The organism is Streptomyces sp. NPDC023573 (genome assembly GCF_055559735.1).
Genome location: NZ_JBVHKB010000006.1, coordinates 267,677 through 286,454, shown reverse-complemented (window position 1 = coordinate 286,454; position 18,778 = coordinate 267,677). Strand labels below are relative to the sequence as shown.

At 70.5% G+C, this 18,778-nt stretch carries 16 protein-coding genes and 2 pseudogenes; 16 read left to right on the top strand and 2 right to left on the bottom strand.

Translation table 11 applies throughout. The annotated features are described in order from the left end of the window. The first annotated feature begins 168 nt into the window (after positions 1-168). The 8 genes and pseudogenes from ACZ32T_RS21335 to ACZ32T_RS21300 all read left to right on the top strand — a co-directional run bounded on the left by ACZ32T_RS21335 (position 169) and on the right by ACZ32T_RS21300 (position 11,025). Positions 169-630, top strand: a complete 462-nt coding sequence (locus tag ACZ32T_RS21335; RefSeq protein ID WP_467269344.1) for a DUF5709 domain-containing protein — start codon at positions 169-171, stop codon at positions 628-630. A gap of 432 nt (positions 631-1,062) precedes the next feature. Beyond that, positions 1,063-2,895, top strand: coding sequence for an ABC transporter ATP-binding protein (locus ACZ32T_RS21330; RefSeq protein WP_467368341.1), 1,833 nt, complete (start codon positions 1,063-1,065; stop codon positions 2,893-2,895). A 541-nt stretch (positions 2,896-3,436) separates the two neighbouring features. Next, a complete protein-coding gene (locus tag ACZ32T_RS21325) occupies positions 3,437-4,033 on the top strand; it encodes a hypothetical protein (RefSeq protein ID WP_467368339.1) in 597 nt (198 codons plus the stop codon). Positions 4,034-4,261: 228 nt separating this feature from the next. After that, on the top strand, positions 4,262-5,701 hold the full coding sequence (gene gndA, locus ACZ32T_RS21320; protein WP_467368337.1) for an NADP-dependent phosphogluconate dehydrogenase: 1,440 nt from the start codon (positions 4,262-4,264) through the stop codon (positions 5,699-5,701). A gap of 186 nt (positions 5,702-5,887) precedes the next feature. Then, positions 5,888-5,980 (top strand): annotated as a pseudogene (locus ACZ32T_RS21315) (3-hydroxyacyl-CoA dehydrogenase family protein); the annotation flags it as partial. A gap of 148 nt (positions 5,981-6,128) precedes the next feature. Then, positions 6,129-7,512 (top strand): annotated as a pseudogene (locus tag ACZ32T_RS21310) (SWIM zinc finger family protein). Next, a complete protein-coding gene (locus ACZ32T_RS21305) occupies positions 7,509-10,250 on the top strand; it encodes a DUF7824 domain-containing protein (protein WP_467368335.1) in 2,742 nt (913 codons plus the stop codon). The pseudogene ACZ32T_RS21310 and the gene ACZ32T_RS21305 overlap by 4 nt, the downstream one beginning before the upstream one ends. Positions 10,251-10,521: 271 nt before the next feature. After that, a complete protein-coding gene (locus ACZ32T_RS21300; protein WP_467368333.1) occupies positions 10,522-11,025 on the top strand; it encodes a GNAT family N-acetyltransferase in 504 nt (167 codons plus the stop codon). 149 nt (positions 11,026-11,174) lie between these two features. Here the strand turns inward: ACZ32T_RS21300 and ACZ32T_RS21295 are convergent, their stop codons facing one another. Both ACZ32T_RS21295 and ACZ32T_RS21290 read right to left on the bottom strand, forming a co-directional pair. Then, positions 11,175-12,056 (bottom strand): SDR family oxidoreductase, encoded by an 882-nt coding sequence (locus ACZ32T_RS21295; RefSeq protein ID WP_467368331.1) that lies wholly within the window; start codon positions 12,054-12,056, stop codon positions 11,175-11,177. Between the two features lie 254 nt (positions 12,057-12,310). Next, a complete protein-coding gene (locus tag ACZ32T_RS21290; RefSeq protein WP_467269329.1) occupies positions 12,311-13,291 on the bottom strand; it encodes a TIGR03557 family F420-dependent LLM class oxidoreductase in 981 nt (326 codons plus the stop codon). A 259-nt stretch (positions 13,292-13,550) separates the two neighbouring features. Here ACZ32T_RS21290 and ACZ32T_RS21285 point away from each other — a divergent pair, with 259 nt between their 5' ends. The 8 genes from ACZ32T_RS21285 to ACZ32T_RS21250 all read left to right on the top strand — a co-directional run bounded on the left by ACZ32T_RS21285 (position 13,551) and on the right by ACZ32T_RS21250 (position 18,763). Then, positions 13,551-13,961 (top strand): four-helix bundle copper-binding protein, encoded by a 411-nt coding sequence (locus ACZ32T_RS21285; protein WP_467269327.1) that lies wholly within the window; start codon positions 13,551-13,553, stop codon positions 13,959-13,961. Positions 13,962-14,152: 191 nt separating this feature from the next. Then, positions 14,153-14,479, top strand: a complete 327-nt coding sequence (locus ACZ32T_RS21280; RefSeq protein ID WP_467269325.1) for a plasmid stabilization protein — start codon at positions 14,153-14,155, stop codon at positions 14,477-14,479. A gap of 100 nt (positions 14,480-14,579) precedes the next feature. Continuing rightward, positions 14,580-14,819, top strand: coding sequence for a hypothetical protein (locus tag ACZ32T_RS21275; RefSeq protein WP_467368329.1), 240 nt, complete (start codon positions 14,580-14,582; stop codon positions 14,817-14,819). Positions 14,820-14,909: 90 nt separating this feature from the next. Beyond that, positions 14,910-16,127, top strand: a complete 1,218-nt coding sequence (locus ACZ32T_RS21270; RefSeq protein WP_467368327.1) for a cytochrome P450 — start codon at positions 14,910-14,912, stop codon at positions 16,125-16,127. A gap of 112 nt (positions 16,128-16,239) precedes the next feature. Continuing rightward, positions 16,240-16,476, top strand: coding sequence for a hypervirulence associated TUDOR domain-containing protein (locus ACZ32T_RS21265; RefSeq protein ID WP_467269319.1), 237 nt, complete (start codon positions 16,240-16,242; stop codon positions 16,474-16,476). Then, entirely contained in the window at positions 16,473-16,814 is a 342-nt protein-coding gene (locus ACZ32T_RS21260) for a DUF3140 domain-containing protein (protein ID WP_467368325.1), read from the top strand. Before ACZ32T_RS21265 ends, ACZ32T_RS21260 begins: the two co-directional genes overlap by 4 nt. A 132-nt stretch (positions 16,815-16,946) precedes the next feature. Continuing rightward, positions 16,947-17,771, top strand: a complete 825-nt coding sequence (locus tag ACZ32T_RS21255) for a SigB/SigF/SigG family RNA polymerase sigma factor (protein WP_467368323.1) — start codon at positions 16,947-16,949, stop codon at positions 17,769-17,771. After that, entirely contained in the window at positions 17,768-18,763 is a 996-nt protein-coding gene (locus ACZ32T_RS21250) for a polysaccharide pyruvyl transferase family protein (protein ID WP_467269313.1), read from the top strand. The genes ACZ32T_RS21255 and ACZ32T_RS21250 overlap by 4 nt, the downstream gene beginning before the upstream one ends. The last annotated feature ends 15 nt before the right edge of the window (positions 18,764-18,778 follow it).

Here is an 18,778-nt window from a genome sequence, read left to right as displayed (position 1 = left end):
GCCGGCCCTGACACGGAGACTTCCGGCCCGACCGCACACACGCTATCGACAATCGTTTTCATTGTCATCTAAAACAGCGTCACCCGTGCCGGGATTCGGCTTCCGTTGCGCCCCTCGCCGGACCGGAGTGGAATTGCAGGTAGGGGACCCGAAGGAAGGGACCACGCCATGACTGACAGCGACCGGGGGGACGACGTCTACCAGCCGCAGGAGCCGGAGGCCTCCGACCCCGATGACCTGCTGGATCTGGAGGACACCCTGGACACGTCCGCGATCGAGGACGTCCTGGACGAGGGCTACTCCCCGCCGGACCGGCCCTGGGCGGTCGACGACGAGGGCACCACCGCCGCGGAGCAGCACACGGGCGAATCCCTCGACAGGCGCCTGACCAGGGAGGTTCCCGAGGACATCGTCCCGGCCCAGGACGGTCCGGGAGATCTGGCGGACGGCGACGGGGAGCGCTACGACACCGAAGTGGGGACGGACCGCGCGGGCCGGCTCACGCAGGAGGGTGACGGGCACGTGCCGTCCACCCTCACGGCGCAGGACGTCGGCGTCGACGGCGCGGCGGCATCGGCCGAGGAAGCGGCGATGCACCTGATCCCCGAGGAGAGGGACCTGTTCGGGTAGCTGCCGGCGCCCCGAGGACGCCCGCACCACCAGGCCAGGCGCCGGTGCGCCCACGGCACCGAGCCGCACGCCCGTCGGGGTGTCCACGGCACCGGGCGGCCCGGGCCGAGGGGAGAGAGCCTTCGCGCCCGAGAGCTCGGCCAGCCGCCCCATGACCGTCCACCCGACCGCGAGGGGCGGCCAGGAACGAGAACCAGCCACGCGCCTGCCGACCGGCGCCCGGCCGAAACACGTCGCTGCGCCGCCCGCCCCCCGAAAACGCTTGGACGCCGGCCGCCCGGCCACGGAAGACTCCTCTCCTCCGGACCTCTCGCCACGGCCGGGCGGCGAGCGCTTACCCCCGGCACGGTGCCGCGCCCTTCGGTGCGGAGCCCCACCGCGGTGAAGCCCGGAGCAACTGCCCGCGACACGACATCACGACATGAGGTCGGCATGGAATCGCAGCAGTCTCACGGCACCGGATCGCGCAGGGGCCCGGTCCGGCTCGCACTCCGCAACTACTTACGGGAGCTGTCCCGCCAGCGCGGCCTCTCCGTTCCCGCGCTGGCACTCCCGGCCCTCGGCAACATCGGCATCACGTACGTCGCGCCTCTGGTGGTCGCCAAACTCGTCGGCCGGATAGCCGAGGACGGAGCCATAGGCGTCCGCGAAGCCCTCCCGTACGTCGGCGTGTTCGCCGGAGTGCTGCTCCTGGCGGAAACCATGTGGCGGGCGGGACTCCACTGCCTCAACCGAGTCGACGCCCGTGGCATCGAGCACCTGTACGTCACCGGCATGGACGAACTCTTCGCCAAGGACGCCTCGTTCTTCCAGGACAACTTCGCCGGGTCCCTCACCAAGAGGGTGCTGAGTTACGCCTCCCGCTTCGAGGAGTTCGTCGACACCCTCACGTTCAACATCGTCGGAAGTCTGGCCCCGCTGCTGTTCGGCGCGGTGATCCTCTGGAGTTACGACCCCCTGCTGGTGGCCGGCCTGCTGACGATGATCACGCTGACCGCCGTGTGCGCCACACCCCTCATCCGGCGACGCCAGAAGCTGGTCAACCGACGCGAGAAAGCGATCGCCCGGGTCGCGGGCCACGTCTCCGACGCGCTGATGAACATGGACACCGTGCGCGCGTTCGCGGCCGAGGAGCGCGAGGCGGCCGAACACCGGGCACGGGTGGCGGAGTCCCGGCGGCTGACGCTGCGTTCGTGGGACTACGGCAATCTCCGCATCGACACACTCGTCGCACCGCTGTCCGTGCTCACCAACGGTCTCGGCCTGCTCCTCGCCGTGGGCATCGGCGCCGGGGGCGGGAGCGTGGAGGCGATCGTGGTCGCCTTCACGTACTACACCGGTTCGACCCGCATCATGTTCGAGTTCAACCAGATCTACCGGCGCCTCGAGAGCTCGATGACCGAGGCCGCCCAGTTCACCGAGCTCCTCCTCGTCAGGCCCACGGTGACCGACCCCACGGACCCCGAGCCCCTGGCCCCGGAAACCGCGGGCGTCCACTTCGAGAACGTCACCTTCGCCCACGAAGGGGGCGACCTCATCTTCGACGGCCTCGAACTGGACGTGCCGAGCGGGGCGAGGATCGGCCTCGTCGGCCGGTCGGGCGGCGGCAAGACCACGCTCACCCGGCTGCTGCTGCGGATGGCCGACGTGCGGTCCGGCCGCATCCTCATCGGTGGTCAGGACATCAGCCGGCTGCGCCAGTCGGACCTGCGGAGCCTGATCGCGTACGTCCCGCAGGAACCGGCCATGTTCCACCGCACCCTGCGCGAGAACATCCACTTCGCCCGTCCTGACGCGACCGAAGCCGAAATCCGCGCAGCCGCCGAGGCGGCCCATGTCACCGAATTCGCCGACCAGCTCCCGGCGGGCTTCGACACGATGGTCGGGGAACGCGGGGTCAAGCTCTCCGGCGGACAGCGCCAGCGCGTCGCCCTCGCCCGGGCGATCCTGCGTGACGCGCCGATCCTGCTGCTGGACGAGGCGACCAGCGCGCTCGACTCCGAGAGCGAGACCCTCGTCCAGCAGGCGCTGTGGCAGCTGGTGGAGGGCCGCACCGCCCTCGTGGTCGCGCACCGCCTGAGTACGGTCGCGGCCATGGACCACCTCATCGTGCTCGACCACGGCCGCATCGTGGAGCAGGGGACACATCACGAACTCCTGCTGGCCGACGGCTCTTACGCCAAGCTCTGGCACCACCAGTCCGGCGGGTTCCTCGTCGAGTCCGACACCGACGCACCGCCCGCCACGGCCGAACAGACGCGATGACTGCGACACCCCCGAGGCCAGGGCGCCGCGCAGAGGCCGTGGCACACAAGTGATCAACTGGCGTCACCCGGCCGGCACCCGTATGCCGGACACGGCCACAGCGGCAAGCCCCGGCAGGGGCCGACAACCCGAAGGACTGCAGGGGCTCCCCCAGCCGGTCAGGGATTCCAGTAGACGGTGAATGTGCGGTCGAAGCGACGGGCCGCCAGGTCCGCGCGCTGGATTCCCCACTGCACGGCCGCGCCTTCCCGACCCGTGATGTCCGGGTTCCAGTGGGCGAGCAGTACCGTCGGGCCGGCGTGGTCGCCTCGGTGCAGGTCGAAATCGGACCGTGGAGTGCGACGAGCGAGGCTCCCGTCTCAGCACGCGACGGCCGCACTGGTGTATCCACCACGCTGCTACGATCCCTGCTCGTTCCGGCGAACCGAGGCCAGCGGTGACGGGAGAGCACCCGACGACGATCACTCCGCCTGCCGGCGTGAATACCGCATCACGGGCTCACCGGTATCGCTACCCGCGAGTTCAAGACGAAACGGTCTCCATGACATTGCGTGCCGATGTGGCCGAGTTGCTGGCCGGGGCCGGCATCGTCGACGTGGACGTCGACGACGCCCTGGCGGACGAGCACGTCCGGTCGTCCGCGTACCGACGCGTCGTCTCGGTGACCGCTGCCTCGCCGAGTCGTGACCGGGACCGCGCGATGGTGGCCATGATCCTGCGCGATCCCCACGAGATGGGGTCCAGGACAGCGGTGGTCGCCCTCGTGGACACGATCGCGATGAAGGTGACCGGTCCCGCCGAATTCCGGCAGTGGTCGGCCGAACTACTGCCGGAGATCGACCAGCTCAAGGCCGAGGGACACCGCGCGTTCATTCGCCGCCGCATCCACGACTGGCTGTTCTGCCTGTCCGTCAAGGCGGGTCACGTGCCGACGCAGGCCGAGTTGACGAAGGTCACGGACTGGATGCAGCGCGTCCTCGCCGAGGAGTCGACGTCGACGGCGGTACTCGCACTTCTCGCCGGGTCGGGCAGCAGCAAGAAGATACGGAACATCGCGAAGCACCGGGCCGGAGGCCGGGGCGGCCGACTTCGTCATGCCGGTCAGGGAGCTATGGACCGCGGTTCCGGGGGGCTGTGATCACGGCGTCGAAGCCGTGATGTGCGGCGCCGTGCCCGGTCGTGCCCGGCAACAGCGACGGCGGCGAACCACCGGACTGACTGCGGCGGCCATACGGGGAACACGGGCGACACCATGACAGCCTCCCCGCCGAAGATCGTCTGCACCTCGTAAGCTCGGGAGCGCGTTCCACCATGGCGGTCGGCCGAACTGCCGAGGACCACGAGACCGGAAGTAGGCGGAGCCACGATGAGCAGCACAGCGCAGATCGGTGTCACAGGACTTGCCGTCATGGGGCGCAATCTGGCCCGGAACTTCGCACGCAACGGATACACAGTCGCTCTGCACAACCGCACGGCCGCTCGAACCCACGAACTCGTCGAACAGTTCGGCTCCGAGGGTGACTTCATCGCGACCGAGGGCGCCGAGGACTTCGTCGCAGCCCTGGAAAGGCCACGGCGCCTGGTCGTCATGGTCAAGGCGGGAGAGGCCACGGACGCGGTGATCGCGGAGTTCGCGCCTCTGCTGGAACCCGGCGATGTGATCATCGACGGAGGCAACGCGCACTTCGCGGACACGCGCCGCCGGGAGCGCGAGTTGCGCGAGCAGGGCATCCACTTCGTCGGCACGGGCATCTCCGGCGGCGAGGAAGGCGCGCTCGACGGACCGAGCATCATGCCGGGCGGCAGCAAGGAGTCGTACGACTCACTCGGACCGATGCTGGAGAAGATCTCCGCGAAGGCCAAGGACGGCACCCCGTGCGTCGCGCACATCGGCCCCGACGGCGCCGGCCACTTCGTGAAAATGACGCACAACGGCATCGAGTACGCGGACATGCAGCTCATCGCCGAGGCATACCACCTGCTCCGCGGCGTGGCCGGCTACTCCCCCGCACAGATCGCGGACATCTTCCGTACCTGGAACACCGGGCGCCTGGACTCCTACCTCATCGAGATCACCGCAGAGGTGCTCTCGCACGTCGACGCGGCGACCGGCAAACCCTTCGTGGATGTCGTGCTCGACCAGGCGGAGCAGAAGGGCACCGGCCGATGGACCGTGCAGATCGCCCTCGACCTGGGCGTTCCCGTCTCCGGGATCGCCGAGGCCGTCTTCGCCCGCTCCGTCTCCGGCCACGCCGACCTCCGCGACGCCTCACGCCACCTCGCCGGACCGACCGCCCGCAAGCTCGGCAAGGACGAGGCGGCGGCGTTCGCCGACCAGGTCGAGCAGGCCCTGTACGCATCCAAGATCGTCGCCTACACCCAGGGCTTCCACGAGATCTCGGCCGGCAGCGAGCAGTACGACTGGGACATCGACCTGGGCAAGGTCGCCTCGATCTGGCGCGGCGGGTGCATCATCCGGGCCGCGTTCCTCGACCGGATCACCAGCGCCTACGAGGCCCAGCCCCATATGCCGAGCCTCCTCTCCGACAAGAGCTTCGCCGAGGAGATCGCCGCCGCCCAGGACGACTGGCGCACCGTGATCGCCACCGCCGTCACCCAGGGCGTCCCCACCCCCGCCTTCGCCGGCACCCTCGCCTACTACGACTCCCTGCGCGCCGAGCGCCTCCCCGCCGCCCTCACCCAGGGCCAACGCGACTACTTCGGCGCACACACCTACCACCGCACCGACCGCAACGGCACCTTCCACACCCTCTGGGGCGGCGACAGAACCGAAGTCGAAAGCTGACCGACACCCGGCGAAGGCTGACGCCGGAGCGGAATCGCCTCAGAGGCGCTCGGGAGGCAGAGAACAGAGGAGATGGACGGGGCCACGCTCCCGTCCATCCCTCAGCGCACAAGGACACGGGGCCACTAGGACACAAGCGGGAGGAACGCCCCGATCCGCAGACGCCGGCACTTGTGTCCTCTCCAGCATGCGAAGTACAAGGAACAGCTGTACGCCGCTCCCCCGCTGCTCCAGCGGATGGTCGACACGGGCCGGCTCGGCCGGGAGACGGGCTCGGGCAAAGAGTGCACACAAGAGCCCTCGGTCCGCGACGATGCTGTCGATCGGCAGGAGCGCACCGTCCAGGCTCACTTGAGCCTTCTTCACGCAGCCCGCCGCACGAGAGCGCTAGGTCAGCAGTGTCAGTGCCTGGCCGTAACCTGCGGGCGTGAATACAGCAGCGACCCAGTCCTACGCCTATGTGGACGCGTCCGCGGTGCGGGAATCCGCCTCCGGCCGCAGCCTCGCCCTGGAGACCTCAGGCGGTGCCACACCCGGCGGTGAGCAGGCCAACCCCCCGGTTCTTCGAGGGGTTCCTGACCGCCCCGACCGCTGCGGCCTCGGCATTACTCGCGGTCGCGGACGTCGCGGCCACCCGCTACTACCGGCCCAGCTCCGCCGCCTCGCTCGACCCGGTCGTCACCGCCAACGGTGACCGCCTGCGGATGGAGTCCTTCTCCGGCTGCTGCGGTGTCTACGCGCGTCTGGACGTCCTCGCACCCGGCCTCGACGGCGGCGACGTCGGCCACGGCACCACCAACGTCGACATCAACGTCCCGCTGCGTCAGGCTCTCGCCAAACTCGGCGGCCTGGACCCACTTCACCTGCGAGTGGGCCCCGAAAGGGTGGAGGCCACCACCTTCGACGGCCATTTCGTGGAAAAGAAGGTCCCCCTCCCACCGCGCTGGCTGCGCGGCTTCGCCGAGGCCCAGGTACTCGGGGCCGGCTTCGCGCTGCGCGCCGAGGTGCCGCCCGCGCAGGCGGCCGCTGTCCTGCGCTCTCTGCCACGCCTCACCGTGGGCTCCGGCGCCCTCACCACGCGCTGGGTCGTACCCACCGGGCGCACCCTGCGCCCCGTCAGCAGACCGGCTCCCGGCGCCGTTCGCCTGCCCGGCGCCGAGCGGCTGACCGGCCTGATACCCGTGCTGCGGCACTCGACCGGCGTGCGGCTCTACGCCCCAGAGGCCGCCGGGGGCGAGGACACGGCCGTCGCCTGGGAGGTCGGGCTGCCCGGCATGCGGCTGACGCTGCTGCTCTCGCCGAGCTCCTCGCGTGGGTTCTCCGGTGAAGGCGGCGTCCTCGACGACCTCGCCACCGGGCCCGCGACGCGCGACGCCGAGCAGGTGGCGGAACTCCTCTCCTGGGAGCCGACGTTGGACCTGGCCATGCTGGCCGCCCAGGCCGGCCTCGCGCCCGAACGGGTCCGTGCGGCACTCACGGTGCTCGGGACCTCGGGGCAGATAGGCTACGACCTCGCCGAACAGGCGTACTTCCACCGCCACCTGCCCTATTCGGCCGGTGACGCCGAGGCCCGCAACCCCCGGCTGCGCGGTGCGCGGAGCCTGGTCGCCCAGGGCGCCGTGCGACTCGACGGAGTGCTCGCGTGGGTCGGGAAGGACGACCATGCCCACATGGTCCGCGTCGACGACGCGGGCCGGTCGAGCTGTACCTGCCTGTGGTGGGCGAGATACCAGGGCGGACGCGGACCCTGCAAGCACGTGCTCGCGGCCCGCATGGTCCGCGACGACATGAAGAAGGAATCGGCACGATGAACCTGATCGAACTCGTGGAAGCCGGTGACGTCCAGGGAGTGCTCGGGGCGCTCCGTGAACTCACCGCGGAGCAGCGGGCCGCCCAGGTCGCCCCACTCGACGCCCACTTCGAGCCGGGGCTTGGCAACAAGTGGGTCGTCCCCAGCCCGCAGTGGGAGGCACTGGCCGCCGCCCGCATGGGGAGCAGACCCAGCCCCCGGGACGCGGTGGACTGGTTGGCCAACGCCAGCTACTTGACCTCGACCTGTGGATGGATGGTGGACATCGCGAACCTCTACTCCACCGAGTGGCGCGCGGAGCTGGTCGCCTGCATCGCCGCGCAGTCGTGGTGGGGCAGCCTCCACAGTGGCCTGCTGTTCGAGTTGGCCGAGCACATCATCCTGGACACCGGCTGTCCGCTGCCGACCTCCGACGAGTTCATCAGGCAGTGGCTGATGCACCGGGCCGACCGCCGTTGGCGGCCCAAGCGCCCCGATCACGTGCTCGGCGGCCCGCGTGAGGGCGACCTCCTCGCACGGCTGCGCAACGACCCCTTCACCCCGGCACTCCTCCCGCTCGCCGTGGCAAGCCCGAAGGTCGGAGTCTCGGCCTATCGCAAGGAGCTCGTCGCCTTCACTGCCAAGGGCGTCATCGACCGGGACATACTGAGCCGGCGCACCTTCCTGGATCTCACCCGCCGCACCCCCGCGGCCCAGGTGGCGGAGAAGCTGCTGGCCGGGGAGCCCCTCAGCCCCGGCGAACAGGACCTCGTGGCACGCACCCGCGCGGAACTCACCGGATCCCTGATCGCGTCCCTGCTCCAGGACTCCACGCGGTCCCTCACCGACCTGCAAGCCCTCGCCCTCACTCCGGCCGAGAACGCGCCCCGGCTCCGCGACCACGTCGCGATGCTCGACCTTTCGTCCCTGGTCGCCGCCTACGGTCAGGAGGTCCTCACCGGTCTCGACGAGGCGGGGCTGCTGGAGGCCGACGTCCTCACCGAGATCTGCGAACGCGTCCTGCTCCGCCCGGAGAAGAAACTGGTGCGCGCCCAGCTCGCTTGGCTCGACCGGGTGGCGAAGCGGGACGCCACCCGTACCGGCAGGATCCTGACCGACGCGGCGCTCACTTTCCAGCACTCCGACGTGGCCCTCCAGGAACGCGCTCTCAACCTGATGGCCCGCCACCTGTCCGCGAAGGCCGACGAGCGGGTGCTGTCCGGCCTTCGCGAGACCGCCGCATCCCTCAACCCGGGTCTCACCGCGCGCGCCGCCGAACTGCTCGGCCCGCCGGGGCAGGACGCCAGTGGGCCGCCTGCCGGGCCGTCTGCCGGACCATCCGACGAGTTGCTGCGCGACATCCTGCCGGAGGTGCCCGAACCGGCACCGGTCCACCCCGTCGACACGGCCGCCGAGGTCGCCCCCGAGGTCTCGGTGCTGTTCGCCGACCGCGAGAACGTGGTGGCCTTCGAGCGTGCTCTGGACGGCCTGGTCCGCCACGCACGCCTCGACCGCGGCACCCTGTCCAAAGCGCTCGAACCAGTCATGCGCCGGAAGCGGGACCTGCCGTTGCCGGGCAGCCGCTGGACCTGGACGCCACTCGACGCGCAGCTCGACGTGTACGACGTCGCGGCCGCCGTGCGCGGCGACGAGCCGAGGACATGGCACATCCGCCTCCGCCACGAGGACCCGGAACTGCGTGCCTTCTGGGCCGCGATAGCCACTCCACCGAGCGACATGCTCAAGGCGCGGCTCACCGAGGCCATCGAACTGACCGAGTCGGGCGCGCAGCCCTACCTGCTGGCCCTGCCGACCCACGCCAACGGGGCGGTGGACGCCGCCACCCTGGTGGAGCGGATCGCCGAGTTCGAAAGCCTGGACATCACCCCCGCACCCATCGACCTGGCTCAGGCCCTGCTGCGGGTCGCCCCCACCGACGACGAGCGGGTGCGGGACGCGGCGGGCGCACTCCGCTCGGACGCGGGCCGCCAGCTGGCACGGTGGCTCGACCAGGGCGGGGCACCCCACCGGGACACGACGCCCGAGAAGTGGCCGGCCGACAATCCGACCGGCGCAGAGCCGGGACGGTGGGCTCCCGCGGATCCCCGCACCGACCACGACCTGCCTCTCCCGCCGGTCGCCGCGGCCCTCCTCGGCCCCTCCAGCCAGTACACCTCGGACGGGGGCGCGTTCTGGCTCGCGCAGTTGCCGCACCACCGCGACGAGATGGCCGCACGCCTCGCGAACACAAGAAGACCCCAGCTGGCCACGCCGGCCACGTTCCCGGATCCCCGCCTGCTCCCGCGACTGATGGACATGCACGGCACCGCGGGCTACGCGACGCACTGGCAGATCGCGCGGCGGCTCGACGGGAACCCGAAGGAGGCGAACGCGGTGGTGGACGCACTGCTGGTCCTCGCCGCGCAGGGCCAGCTGGACGCCCGGCTGTTCGCCGGACAGGTGCAGGCGCTGCTGCGGAGAAGGCAGAGCACTCCCACCCGGGCCACCGCCGTGCTGCGGGCGGCAGCCGAGACCGGCGCCTGGGCGACCGTCTGGTCGATACTCGAAGCCGCCCTGCCCGCCCTGCTGCGCGACAAACCGGTCAACGGAGCGGGAGCCATCCTGGCACTGGCCGTCGAGTGCGCCGCCCGCTCCGGGGCCCAGGGCTCCATCCCCGGCGTCGACGAGGTGGCCGCGCGCAAAGGCTCCAGCCAGACCATGAAGAACGCCAGACTCCTGCGCGACGTGCTGCGGCGCTGAGACGGCGACGCCCGAGCCGGCGACCTCCGGCGTGAGCGACGCCACTCCGCCCTCGACCACCTCCCACCCGAAGAATGCGAGGCCCAGCACCACCGGTCCCGGACGACCATGAACACCGCCTGAAACCAGAGAAACCGCCCGCTACGAAACCCAGGGCGGCTCAGTTTCCCTCGGGTGGTACCGGGTCCTGCCCGGCATGAGAGCGGGGCCTGGTGGTCTACCGGGAATATCCAGGCGAGCGGAAGGCCGCGCGCTGCTACCGTCCGAGGCCATGAGCTGGCTTCCCGACGACTTCGTCCACCCCGTCCTGGTACCGCTGCCGGGCGGTGACCATCACCTGCGGCCGATCCGGGAGGCGGACACCCCGCTGGATTATCCGGCTGTGATGGGTTCGCGCGAGCGGCTGTGGACCATCTTCGGCCCGGCCTGGGGCTGGCCCGCGGCTACCATGACGTACGAGGCCGACCAGGCCGACCTGCTGCGGCATGAGAAGGAGATCGCCGCACATCAGTCCTTCAACTACGCGCTGTTCGACGCGACGGAGACAGCTCTGCTCGGCTGTGTCTACATCGACCCACCGGAGAGGGCCGGCGCGGACGGCGAGATCTCCTGGTGGGTGGTGGACGAGCTGGCGGGCACCAAGGTCGAGCAAGCCCTCGACGCGCTGGTGCCGGAGTGGATCGCCGCCGACTGGCCGTTCGAGCAGCCGCGCTTCCTCGGCCGCGATATCTCCTGGTCGGACTGGCTCGCCCTGCCGGAGCACCCCGACGCATAAGCCGGGGACGCCCGTACCGATCTCGGAAGCCGTCGATCGAACGGGAGTCTCGATCGGGCGACTGTGGCGGTTCCCGCGGGTGAAAGCCTGCCTCGGGCACGCGCACGGCAACGTGGCCGACATCCGCCCGGTCGCGGTTCGGACAGGGCTCACCGGGTGTCCGTCAGACCGCCGGTTACGGCGATCACCTCGCCCACGGTGAAGCTCGAGTCTGCATCGGAGGCCAGGTAGACGTAGGCGGGGGCTACTTCCTCCGGCTGAGCCACACGTCCCATGGGGGCGGAACTGCCCAGATCGGTGAGGTACTCGTCAGGGAAGCGCTGACCCGACAGGTTGAGCACGGTCCACGTGGGTCCTGGCGAGACCACGTTGGCGCGGATGCCGCGTTCGGCGAGGTGGGAGGCGATGGACTTGGTGAAGACCACCATGGCGGCCTTGGAGGCGGCGTAGTCCATCATCATGTCGCTGCCCTTGAGCGCTTCCTCCGACGAGGTGGCGATGACGGCGTCGCCATGGGAAAGGTGCGGCAGCGCGGCCATGACCAGGTGGAAGTACGCGTAGACGTTGGTCTTGAAGACACGGTCGAAATCTTCGGCGGTCAGATCGGAGAGGCTGTTCTGGCTGTTGAGAAAGGCGGCGTTGCTCACCAGTACGTTGAGACCGCCGAGCTCGTCCACCGTGCGCTGGACCACGTCGGCGCAGAACGCCGGCTCGCAGAGGTCCCCGGGCAGAAGCAGGCACGTCCGGCCTTCCTTCTCGACCGCTTCACGCGTCTCTTCCGCGTCGGGCTGTTCCTCGGGCAGGTAGACGATGGCCACGTCCGCGCCCTCTCGGGCGTAGAGCACGGCGACCGAACGGCCGATGCCTGAGTCGCCCCCCGTGATCAGCGCCACCTTCCCCGCGAGCTTCCCGGCGCCCCGGTAATGGGGAGCGAGATAGCGCGGGCGGACTTCCATCCGCCCTTCCAGGCCCGGGCGTTGCTGGCGCTCGAACCGGTAGGGCGGGGAGATCTCCGCCTCCTCCTGAGGCATCGCCGGGCGATCGGCCGGTCCACGGCCCGTCTCGTTGCTCACTACAGTCACCAGCCTTCGCAGTACGTCGGCGCCGCCTTCCGGCAGCGCTCAGTGGCGCCTGTCCCGACTCCGGGGTACTCAAACGAGGCGTACACGCACAAGAGGTGCGCGTAACAGGACGCGGCACATGGGCTGGGCTGCCGGTACGGCCCGCCGGGGCCGTACCGTTCATCCGCAGGTGTCCTGCCCGGGGGTGCGCCGTCGCGCACGCTTCAGGCTCGCGCGCCGCTCGGCTGGAGCTGCCGGATGCGCCCGTCGAGTTCGCGCTGATAGAAGTCGACGAAGCCGTCCGGGTCCGGCCCGGCGTTCTGCATGACCAGCCGGTCGAAGCCGGCGTCGACGAACTGCTGAGCCACTTCGACGTATCGCGCGGGGTCCGGGCCACAGGCGAACTTCTCGAGGATGTCCTCCTCGCGCACGGTGCTGGTCGCGGCGTCGAAGTTGACCGGGTTGGGCAGCTCACTCATGACCTTCCACCCGGTCACCGCCCATCGCGAGGTCTCCAGGGCCGCCTTCGCCCCGGTGTGCGCGTCGGGCGCCCAGGCCATCGGGACCTCCGCGTAGCGCGGACCGGCGCCGCCGGCATCGGCGTACTGCCGCACGATGTCCGGCTTGGCCTCGGTGGCGAACAGGCCGTCACCCAGTTCGGCCGCGATGCGCGTCGACGCCTGCCCGCTGGCGGCCACCGCGATCAGCGGCAGTTCGTCGGGAAGGTCGAAGACCCGGGCGTCCTCCAGCCGCAGGTGCTTCCCTTCGTAGGAGCGGTAGCCCCCGCTCCACAGCAGCCGGATGATTTCCAGGGCTTCCCTGAGCAGTTCGTGCCGGGTGCTCACGGCGTCGGGGAAGCCCCGGCCGACGACGTGCTCGTTGAGCCGCTCCCCTGAACCGAGGCCGAGCACGAAACGGCCCTCCGAGAGCAGAGCGAGCGTGGCGGCCGCCTGAGCGATGATCGCTGGGTGATAGCGCACGGTCGGACACGTCACCCCGGTCGCCAGCCCGATCCGGGAGGTCCTGGCCGCGATGCTGCCCAGCACCGTCCAGGCGAACGGCGAGTGTCCCTGGTTGTCGAGCCAGGGGTGGTAGTGGTCGCTGATCTCGACGAAGTCGAAGCCCGCCCGCTCGGCGAGAACCGCCTGCCTCACCAGCTCCGCCGGGCCGAACGCCTCGGCAGCCAGCTTGTAACCCACCTGCATGTGAATCCCCATTCCTCTGCGTCGTCGCGGTCACGGCATCCGGACAGGGGTACCCCTGGACGGCAGGGTCTAACGCTGCCGACGCACACCGGCAGCGGGAGGACCCGCCGCACCGTTGCGGACGCGGTCGTGGTGCCGGCGGACCGGACCCGGTGCTGCCGTCTGCACTGCCGCGGCGGGTTTCACCGGCCGTCTTCGGTGTTACCCGTAGAAGGCGGCTGCCGCCGCGCACCGACACTCCGCACTGCTGGAGGTACTCATGACCACTGTGGTCAGGGACATGCTCGACACCTACCCCGCGGCCCTGGGCGGCGTGGACCGCGACAAACTCATCCGTTGCATCGAGGAGTGCGTCGCCTGCGCCCAGGCGTGCACGGCTTGCGCGGACGCCTGTCTGTCGGAAGAGATGGTCGCGGATCTCACGAAGTGCATCCGTACCGATACCGACTGCGCCGATGTCTGCCGGACGACCGCCGCGGTGCTGTCGCGCCGTACGGGCTACGACGCCACGGTCGCCCGGGCCGTCCTCCAGGCCTGCGCCGCCGTCTGCAAGGTCTGCGGCGACGAATGCGCCGGCCACGCCGACCAGCACGATCACTGCCGGGTCTGCGCCGACGCATGCCGTCGCTGCGAACAGGCGTGCGAGGACCTGCTCTCGTCCCTGGTCTGACAGCCGGCGGTCCTGGCCCGGACCGCAGTCGGCCGGCCCTGTCGCGCCGGTCGTACCCCTGTCTGCAGGTCATGCCCCGCGGGGCGGGCGCTCGGATCGCGAGCCCCGGGTTTTGCGGCTGTGATGGGGGTAGCCGTTCATACGCCACAAGTCGTGGAGGCTTGTCGGTCGACCGAAAGGAGGAGTGTGCCATGCCCGCAGGATCCAGCCCCAAGCGTGAGCGCCAGTACGAACACATCAAGGAAGGTGCCGAGAAGCGCGGCACGTCCGAGAAGCGGGCGAAGGAGATCGCGGCCCGTACGGTCAACAAGGAACGGGCCCGCTCGGGAGAGTCTGAGTCGGCGAGCAAGACATCCACACGGGACCCCAAATCAGCTCCTGAGCGCGGTGGTCAGCGTTCGCACAGCGGTTCCGGAGGGCCGACCAAGGACCAGCTGTACGAAGAGGCCAAGAAGAAGAACATCGAAGGCCGGTCGTCGATGAACAAGGAGCAGCTGAGCAAGGCGCTGGGCCGCTGAGAACCCGCTCACCCCTCGCGAAGAGCTCCGGGCACGCGCAGTGCCGGACGAGTACGAGTACGACGAGCCGGACCGGTCGGCTCGGGAAGGAGGCGGCGTCATGCCGCAGGGTTCCCACTCGAAGCATGATCAACAGCCTGGACACATCGGGGAGGACTCCGAGTCGTCCCCCCACGACCAGCGCCCCAGCACCGCCCTCGGCGAGGTCCTCCACGAGGTGGAAGAGGCCGAGACCCGTGTGCGGGACGACGAGGAGCGACGGCGCAAGGACGGGGAGAGCGGGGACGCGATGACCCCGAACGAGAAGGAACAGGAGCACGGCGAGCCGGGCGGCGCCTGACTGTGACGCCGACGCCCGCCCGGCTTTCCGCCTGCCTGCCCGTCCAGCCGTGTGCGTCCTCGTACCCGGTTCACCAAGCGGAGGCCCTGCATGTTCGACAGCACCCTGGCACTGCTGACTGAGGGGTACGCGTGGTTGCCCGACCGGCGTAGACGCAGCCGTGGCAAGCCTGTGCACTGCCGGCTCATGGGCAAGGACGCGGTGGCGGTGCACGGTCCCGAGGCGGTCCGGTTCTTCTACGACGAGAGCAACGTCGAGCGCCACGGCGCCCTGCCGGGGCCTCTTCTCGACACCCTCTTCGGGCGCGGCGCGGTCCACACGCTCGACGGTCAGGCGCATCGGGTACGGAAGGCCCTGTTCATGTCCCTGCTCAAGGACCACGGTGGCCTCGACAGCCTTTCCGGCCACCTCGAGGCGGCTTGGGATGACGCCCACCAGCAGTGGGCGGGCCGTGATCAGGTGGTGCTGTTCGACGAGGCGAGCGTGCTTCTCACTCGCGCGGTCTGCGCGTGGGCCGGGATCCCCATGGCCCGTGGTGACGCCGAGGAGACGGCTCGCGATCTCGTGGCCATGGTCGACGGCTTCCTGTCCGCGGGGCCCCGCCATCTGCGGGCGCGCCGCGCCCGCAGCCGTCAGGAGGCGAGGCTTGCCCGGCGTGTCGAAAGGCTCAGAACCGGAACGGAAGAGGCTCCGCCGGCATCTGTGCCGGCGACAGTGGCCGCCCATCGTGACGCGGACGGCCAACCGCTCGATCCGCACACGGCGGCGGTCGAGGTCCTGAACGTCGTCCGCCCGACGGTCGCGGTCACCTGGTTCCTCACCTTCGCCGCGCACGCCTTGCATCGCTGGCCCGAGCACCGCAAGGTCCTTGCCGAGGGCGACGCTGCCTACGCGCGCGCCTTCGCCCACGAGGTCCGGCGCTTCTACCCCTTCGTGCCCTTCATCGGTGGTCTCGCTGCCGCCGATCTGCGCTGGGCGGGGCAGGACATCCCTGCGGGGAGCATGGTCCTGCTCGACCTGTACGGGCAGAACCACGATCCACAGCTCTGGCCCGAGCCCTACGCCTTCGACCCTCGCCGGTTCCTTCTCCGTGAGCCCGGCCGCGACGAACTGGTGCCCCAGGGCGGCGGCGACGCGGCCACCAACCACCGCTGCCCGGGGGAGGACGTCACGCTGAGGGTGCTCGAGACGCTCGTCCCCCGGCTGGCGGCGCTGCGGTACGACGTGCCCGCCCAGGACCTCGCTGTTCCGCTGCGGCGCATCCCCACCTCGCCTCGCAGCGGATTCCTCATGAGCGGCATCTTGTGAGGGGCGGCCCCTGCCGCCGTGCGCACGGGCCGCCCAACCGCGATCCTGGCAGGGCCGGGCACGCGCACCGCGGCCGATGAGCGGCTGCGGCCGGTAGCGGAAGGACGACACCATGCCGAAGAAGGACAAGAAGCTCTCCGAGGGCGACGACGTCACCTGGAAGAGCCACGGGCAGGAAGTCGAAGGGTCCGTCACCAAGAAGATCGACGAGCGCACCCGGGCCGCGGGCCGGACCGTGGACGCCTCGGAGGACGAACCGCAGTACGAGGTGCGGAGCGACAGGACGGGCAGGAACGCCGTCCACAAGCCGGAGTCACTGCGTAGGAAGAAAGGCGGGGGCGGCTCATGAGCGGGGGGAACGACAAGGACCGGCAGGACACGCTCGACCGGTTCGACGAGGCGGTCAACATGACCGCCGGGGAGCTGGAGAAGTGGCTCGACACCGACCGGTCGCGGGAAGCTGGTCAGAAGAACGACGGCGGGGAGTCCACGGGTCATGCCTCCGGCCGCCGGATCGTGGAGTTGCTGCGCACCCGGAAGGACGACCTCGGCGCCAGCGACCTCGCCCACATGCGCAAGGTCACCGGCTATGTGCGGCGGCACGTCGCACAGCGTCCCGAAGGCGATGTGAGGGACACCCGCTGGCGCTACTCGCTGATGAACTGGGGCCACGACCCGGAGAAGTAGCGGCCTCCCCCGCCTGTCCGAGCACTGCCGTCGTGGGCGGCCACGGAGGCGGCAGCCCACGAACCGACGTCACCGACCGCCACGGGGCGCCCGCAGGCCGGTGCCCGCACCCGGGGTAATGGAGCGATCGTCATGCCCGACCAGCGACAGCCGAAGCAGCGGCGCCATGAGATCCCACCCACCACGCCACAGGCACCGGACGGGCTGTGTCCCCCGACCGACGCTGCGTTCCGGAAACTGCGCACGCTTCCCCCGGGGGCGGAGCGGGACGCGCTGAGGAACGACACCGTCTGCTCGTGGCTGCCGATGGCGCACCGGATCGCCTCGCGGTTCCGCTACCGCGGCGAGAGCGTGGACGATCTCCGTCAGGTGGCCGCGATGGGACTGGTCAAGGCGGTGGACCGGTACGACCCCTTCCGGGGGAAGGCCTTCGAGACCTATGCCGTCCCGACCGTGACAGGCGAGCTGAAGAGGCACTTCCGCGACCACACGTGGGACGTCCATGTTCCGCGCCGGGTCCAGGACCTGCGCAACCGCATACGGGTCTCCCGTCGCGAGCTCGCCCAGGCCCACGGGGGGCGCCTGCCCAGTTGTGCGGAGATCGCCGCGTACACGGGCCTCGGCGAGGACGACGTCCGGCTGGGCATGGAGGCTCTGAACGGTTACAGCGCCCTGTCCTTGGACGCCGAGCCGCCGGGGGACGGCGGAACCAGCCTGGCGGACCGGCTCGGCTTCTGGGACCAGGCCCTCGACGTCGCCGTCGACCGGGAGGCCGTCAAGCCGGGGCTGAGGGCGCTTCCGGAACGCGAACGTACGGTGCTCTACCTGCGGTACTTCCGCGACATGAGCCAGGTGAGCATCGCGGAGGTTCTCGGCATCTCGCAGATGCACGTGTCCCGGCTGCTCCACCGGTCCTGCGCGCAACTGCGCGCCTCCGCCCTGCGGGAGTCAGCTTGACCGCCTCGGACCGGCCTGCCGACCCGGCCGGTGCCTCGGCCACGGCGGCAGGTGTGTCGTCCCTGCCGTCCCTGCTGGAGGAGTTGCTGCTGTCGGAGGTGGCCGGCCGTCGCGACCACGGCCGAGTACTGGTCACCGGCTGGTTCAGCTTTCTGGACGGGGAGGTGACGGCCGGGGACGCGCTGGCGCAACGGGCGGTGTCGGCCGCTCTCGAACGGCTGAAGATCCCCCATGACACCGCATGGAGTCCGGTCTTCGCCCCGGGCGCGCTGACGCTCGACGACGCGCGTCCTGGTGACTACAGCCATCTTCTGTTCGTCTGCGGCCCGCTCCACGGGGAGCAGATCGCTGCGCTGCACCACCGCTACGCCTCGTGCAGACGTGTGGCTGTGGGAGTCAGCGTGGTGGTACGGGACAGCCCGGCAGCCGCCGGCTTCCACCGCGTCCTGGAGCGCGACGGTCCGGACGGCGGAACTCTCCCGGACCTGGCAGCCGCCGCGCCCCCGATGGTTCCCACTCCGGTCGTGGGGGTCGCCCTGACCCACGGGCAGGGCGAGTACGACGAGCGCCGCCTCCACGACAGCGTCGCCGGAACCGTGCTGCCCTGGCTCGCCGGCAAGGACTGTGCGCGGATCGACGCCGACACCCGGCTGGCCCACGACGACTGGCGTCACTGCCGGACCCCGGACCAGTACCTCTCACTGCTCGGCCGGCTGGATGTGATGGTCACCGACCGTCTGCACGGCCTGGTGCTCGCGCTGCGCGCCGGTGTCCCCGTCCTGGCGGTCGATCCCGTACGGGGCGGCGCCAAGGTGACGGCGCAGGCGCACCTCCTGCGGTGGCCGGCGGTGCTGCCGGGCGAGAGTATCTCGCCGGAACTCCTGGACCGCCGGTGGGACTGGTGCCGTTCCCCGGCCGGCGCGTCCGCTGCCCGCCGCCGCCGCGCACGGATGCTCGGCGGGGACGCCGCCGCACACCCGCCCAGCCCGTGAGGCGGCGGCCCGGGG

What these genes read in the sequence shown, in the direction of transcription:
- ACZ32T_RS21260 (WP_467368325.1), top strand. Translation starts at nt 16,473, where the DNA reads ATGAGCGGGGGGAACGACAAGGACCGGCAGGACACGCTCGACCGGTTC.
- ACZ32T_RS21300 (WP_467368333.1), top strand. Translation starts at nt 10,522, where the DNA reads ATGAGCTGGCTTCCCGACGACTTCGTCCACCCCGTCCTGGTACCGCTG.
- ACZ32T_RS21280 (WP_467269325.1), top strand. Translation starts at nt 14,153, where the DNA reads ATGCCCGCAGGATCCAGCCCCAAGCGTGAGCGCCAGTACGAACACATC.
- ACZ32T_RS21290 (WP_467269329.1), bottom strand. Translation starts at nt 13,291, where the DNA reads ATGCAGGTGGGTTACAAGCTGGCTGCCGAGGCGTTCGGCCCGGCGGAG.
- ACZ32T_RS21275 (WP_467368329.1), top strand. Translation starts at nt 14,580, where the DNA reads ATGCCGCAGGGTTCCCACTCGAAGCATGATCAACAGCCTGGACACATC.
- ACZ32T_RS21325 (WP_467368339.1), top strand. Translation starts at nt 3,437, where the DNA reads ATGACATTGCGTGCCGATGTGGCCGAGTTGCTGGCCGGGGCCGGCATC.
- ACZ32T_RS21295 (WP_467368331.1), bottom strand. Translation starts at nt 12,056, where the DNA reads ATGCCTCAGGAGGAGGCGGAGATCTCCCCGCCCTACCGGTTCGAGCGC.
- ACZ32T_RS21255 (WP_467368323.1), top strand. Translation starts at nt 16,947, where the DNA reads ATGCCCGACCAGCGACAGCCGAAGCAGCGGCGCCATGAGATCCCACCC.
- ACZ32T_RS21335 (WP_467269344.1), top strand. Translation starts at nt 169, where the DNA reads ATGACTGACAGCGACCGGGGGGACGACGTCTACCAGCCGCAGGAGCCG.
- ACZ32T_RS21305 (WP_467368335.1), top strand. Translation starts at nt 7,509, where the DNA reads ATGAACCTGATCGAACTCGTGGAAGCCGGTGACGTCCAGGGAGTGCTC.
- ACZ32T_RS21285 (WP_467269327.1), top strand. Translation starts at nt 13,551, where the DNA reads ATGACCACTGTGGTCAGGGACATGCTCGACACCTACCCCGCGGCCCTG.
- ACZ32T_RS21270 (WP_467368327.1), top strand. Translation starts at nt 14,910, where the DNA reads ATGTTCGACAGCACCCTGGCACTGCTGACTGAGGGGTACGCGTGGTTG.
- gndA (WP_467368337.1), top strand. Translation starts at nt 4,262, where the DNA reads ATGAGCAGCACAGCGCAGATCGGTGTCACAGGACTTGCCGTCATGGGG.
- ACZ32T_RS21330 (WP_467368341.1), top strand. Translation starts at nt 1,063, where the DNA reads ATGGAATCGCAGCAGTCTCACGGCACCGGATCGCGCAGGGGCCCGGTC.
- ACZ32T_RS21265 (WP_467269319.1), top strand. Translation starts at nt 16,240, where the DNA reads ATGCCGAAGAAGGACAAGAAGCTCTCCGAGGGCGACGACGTCACCTGG.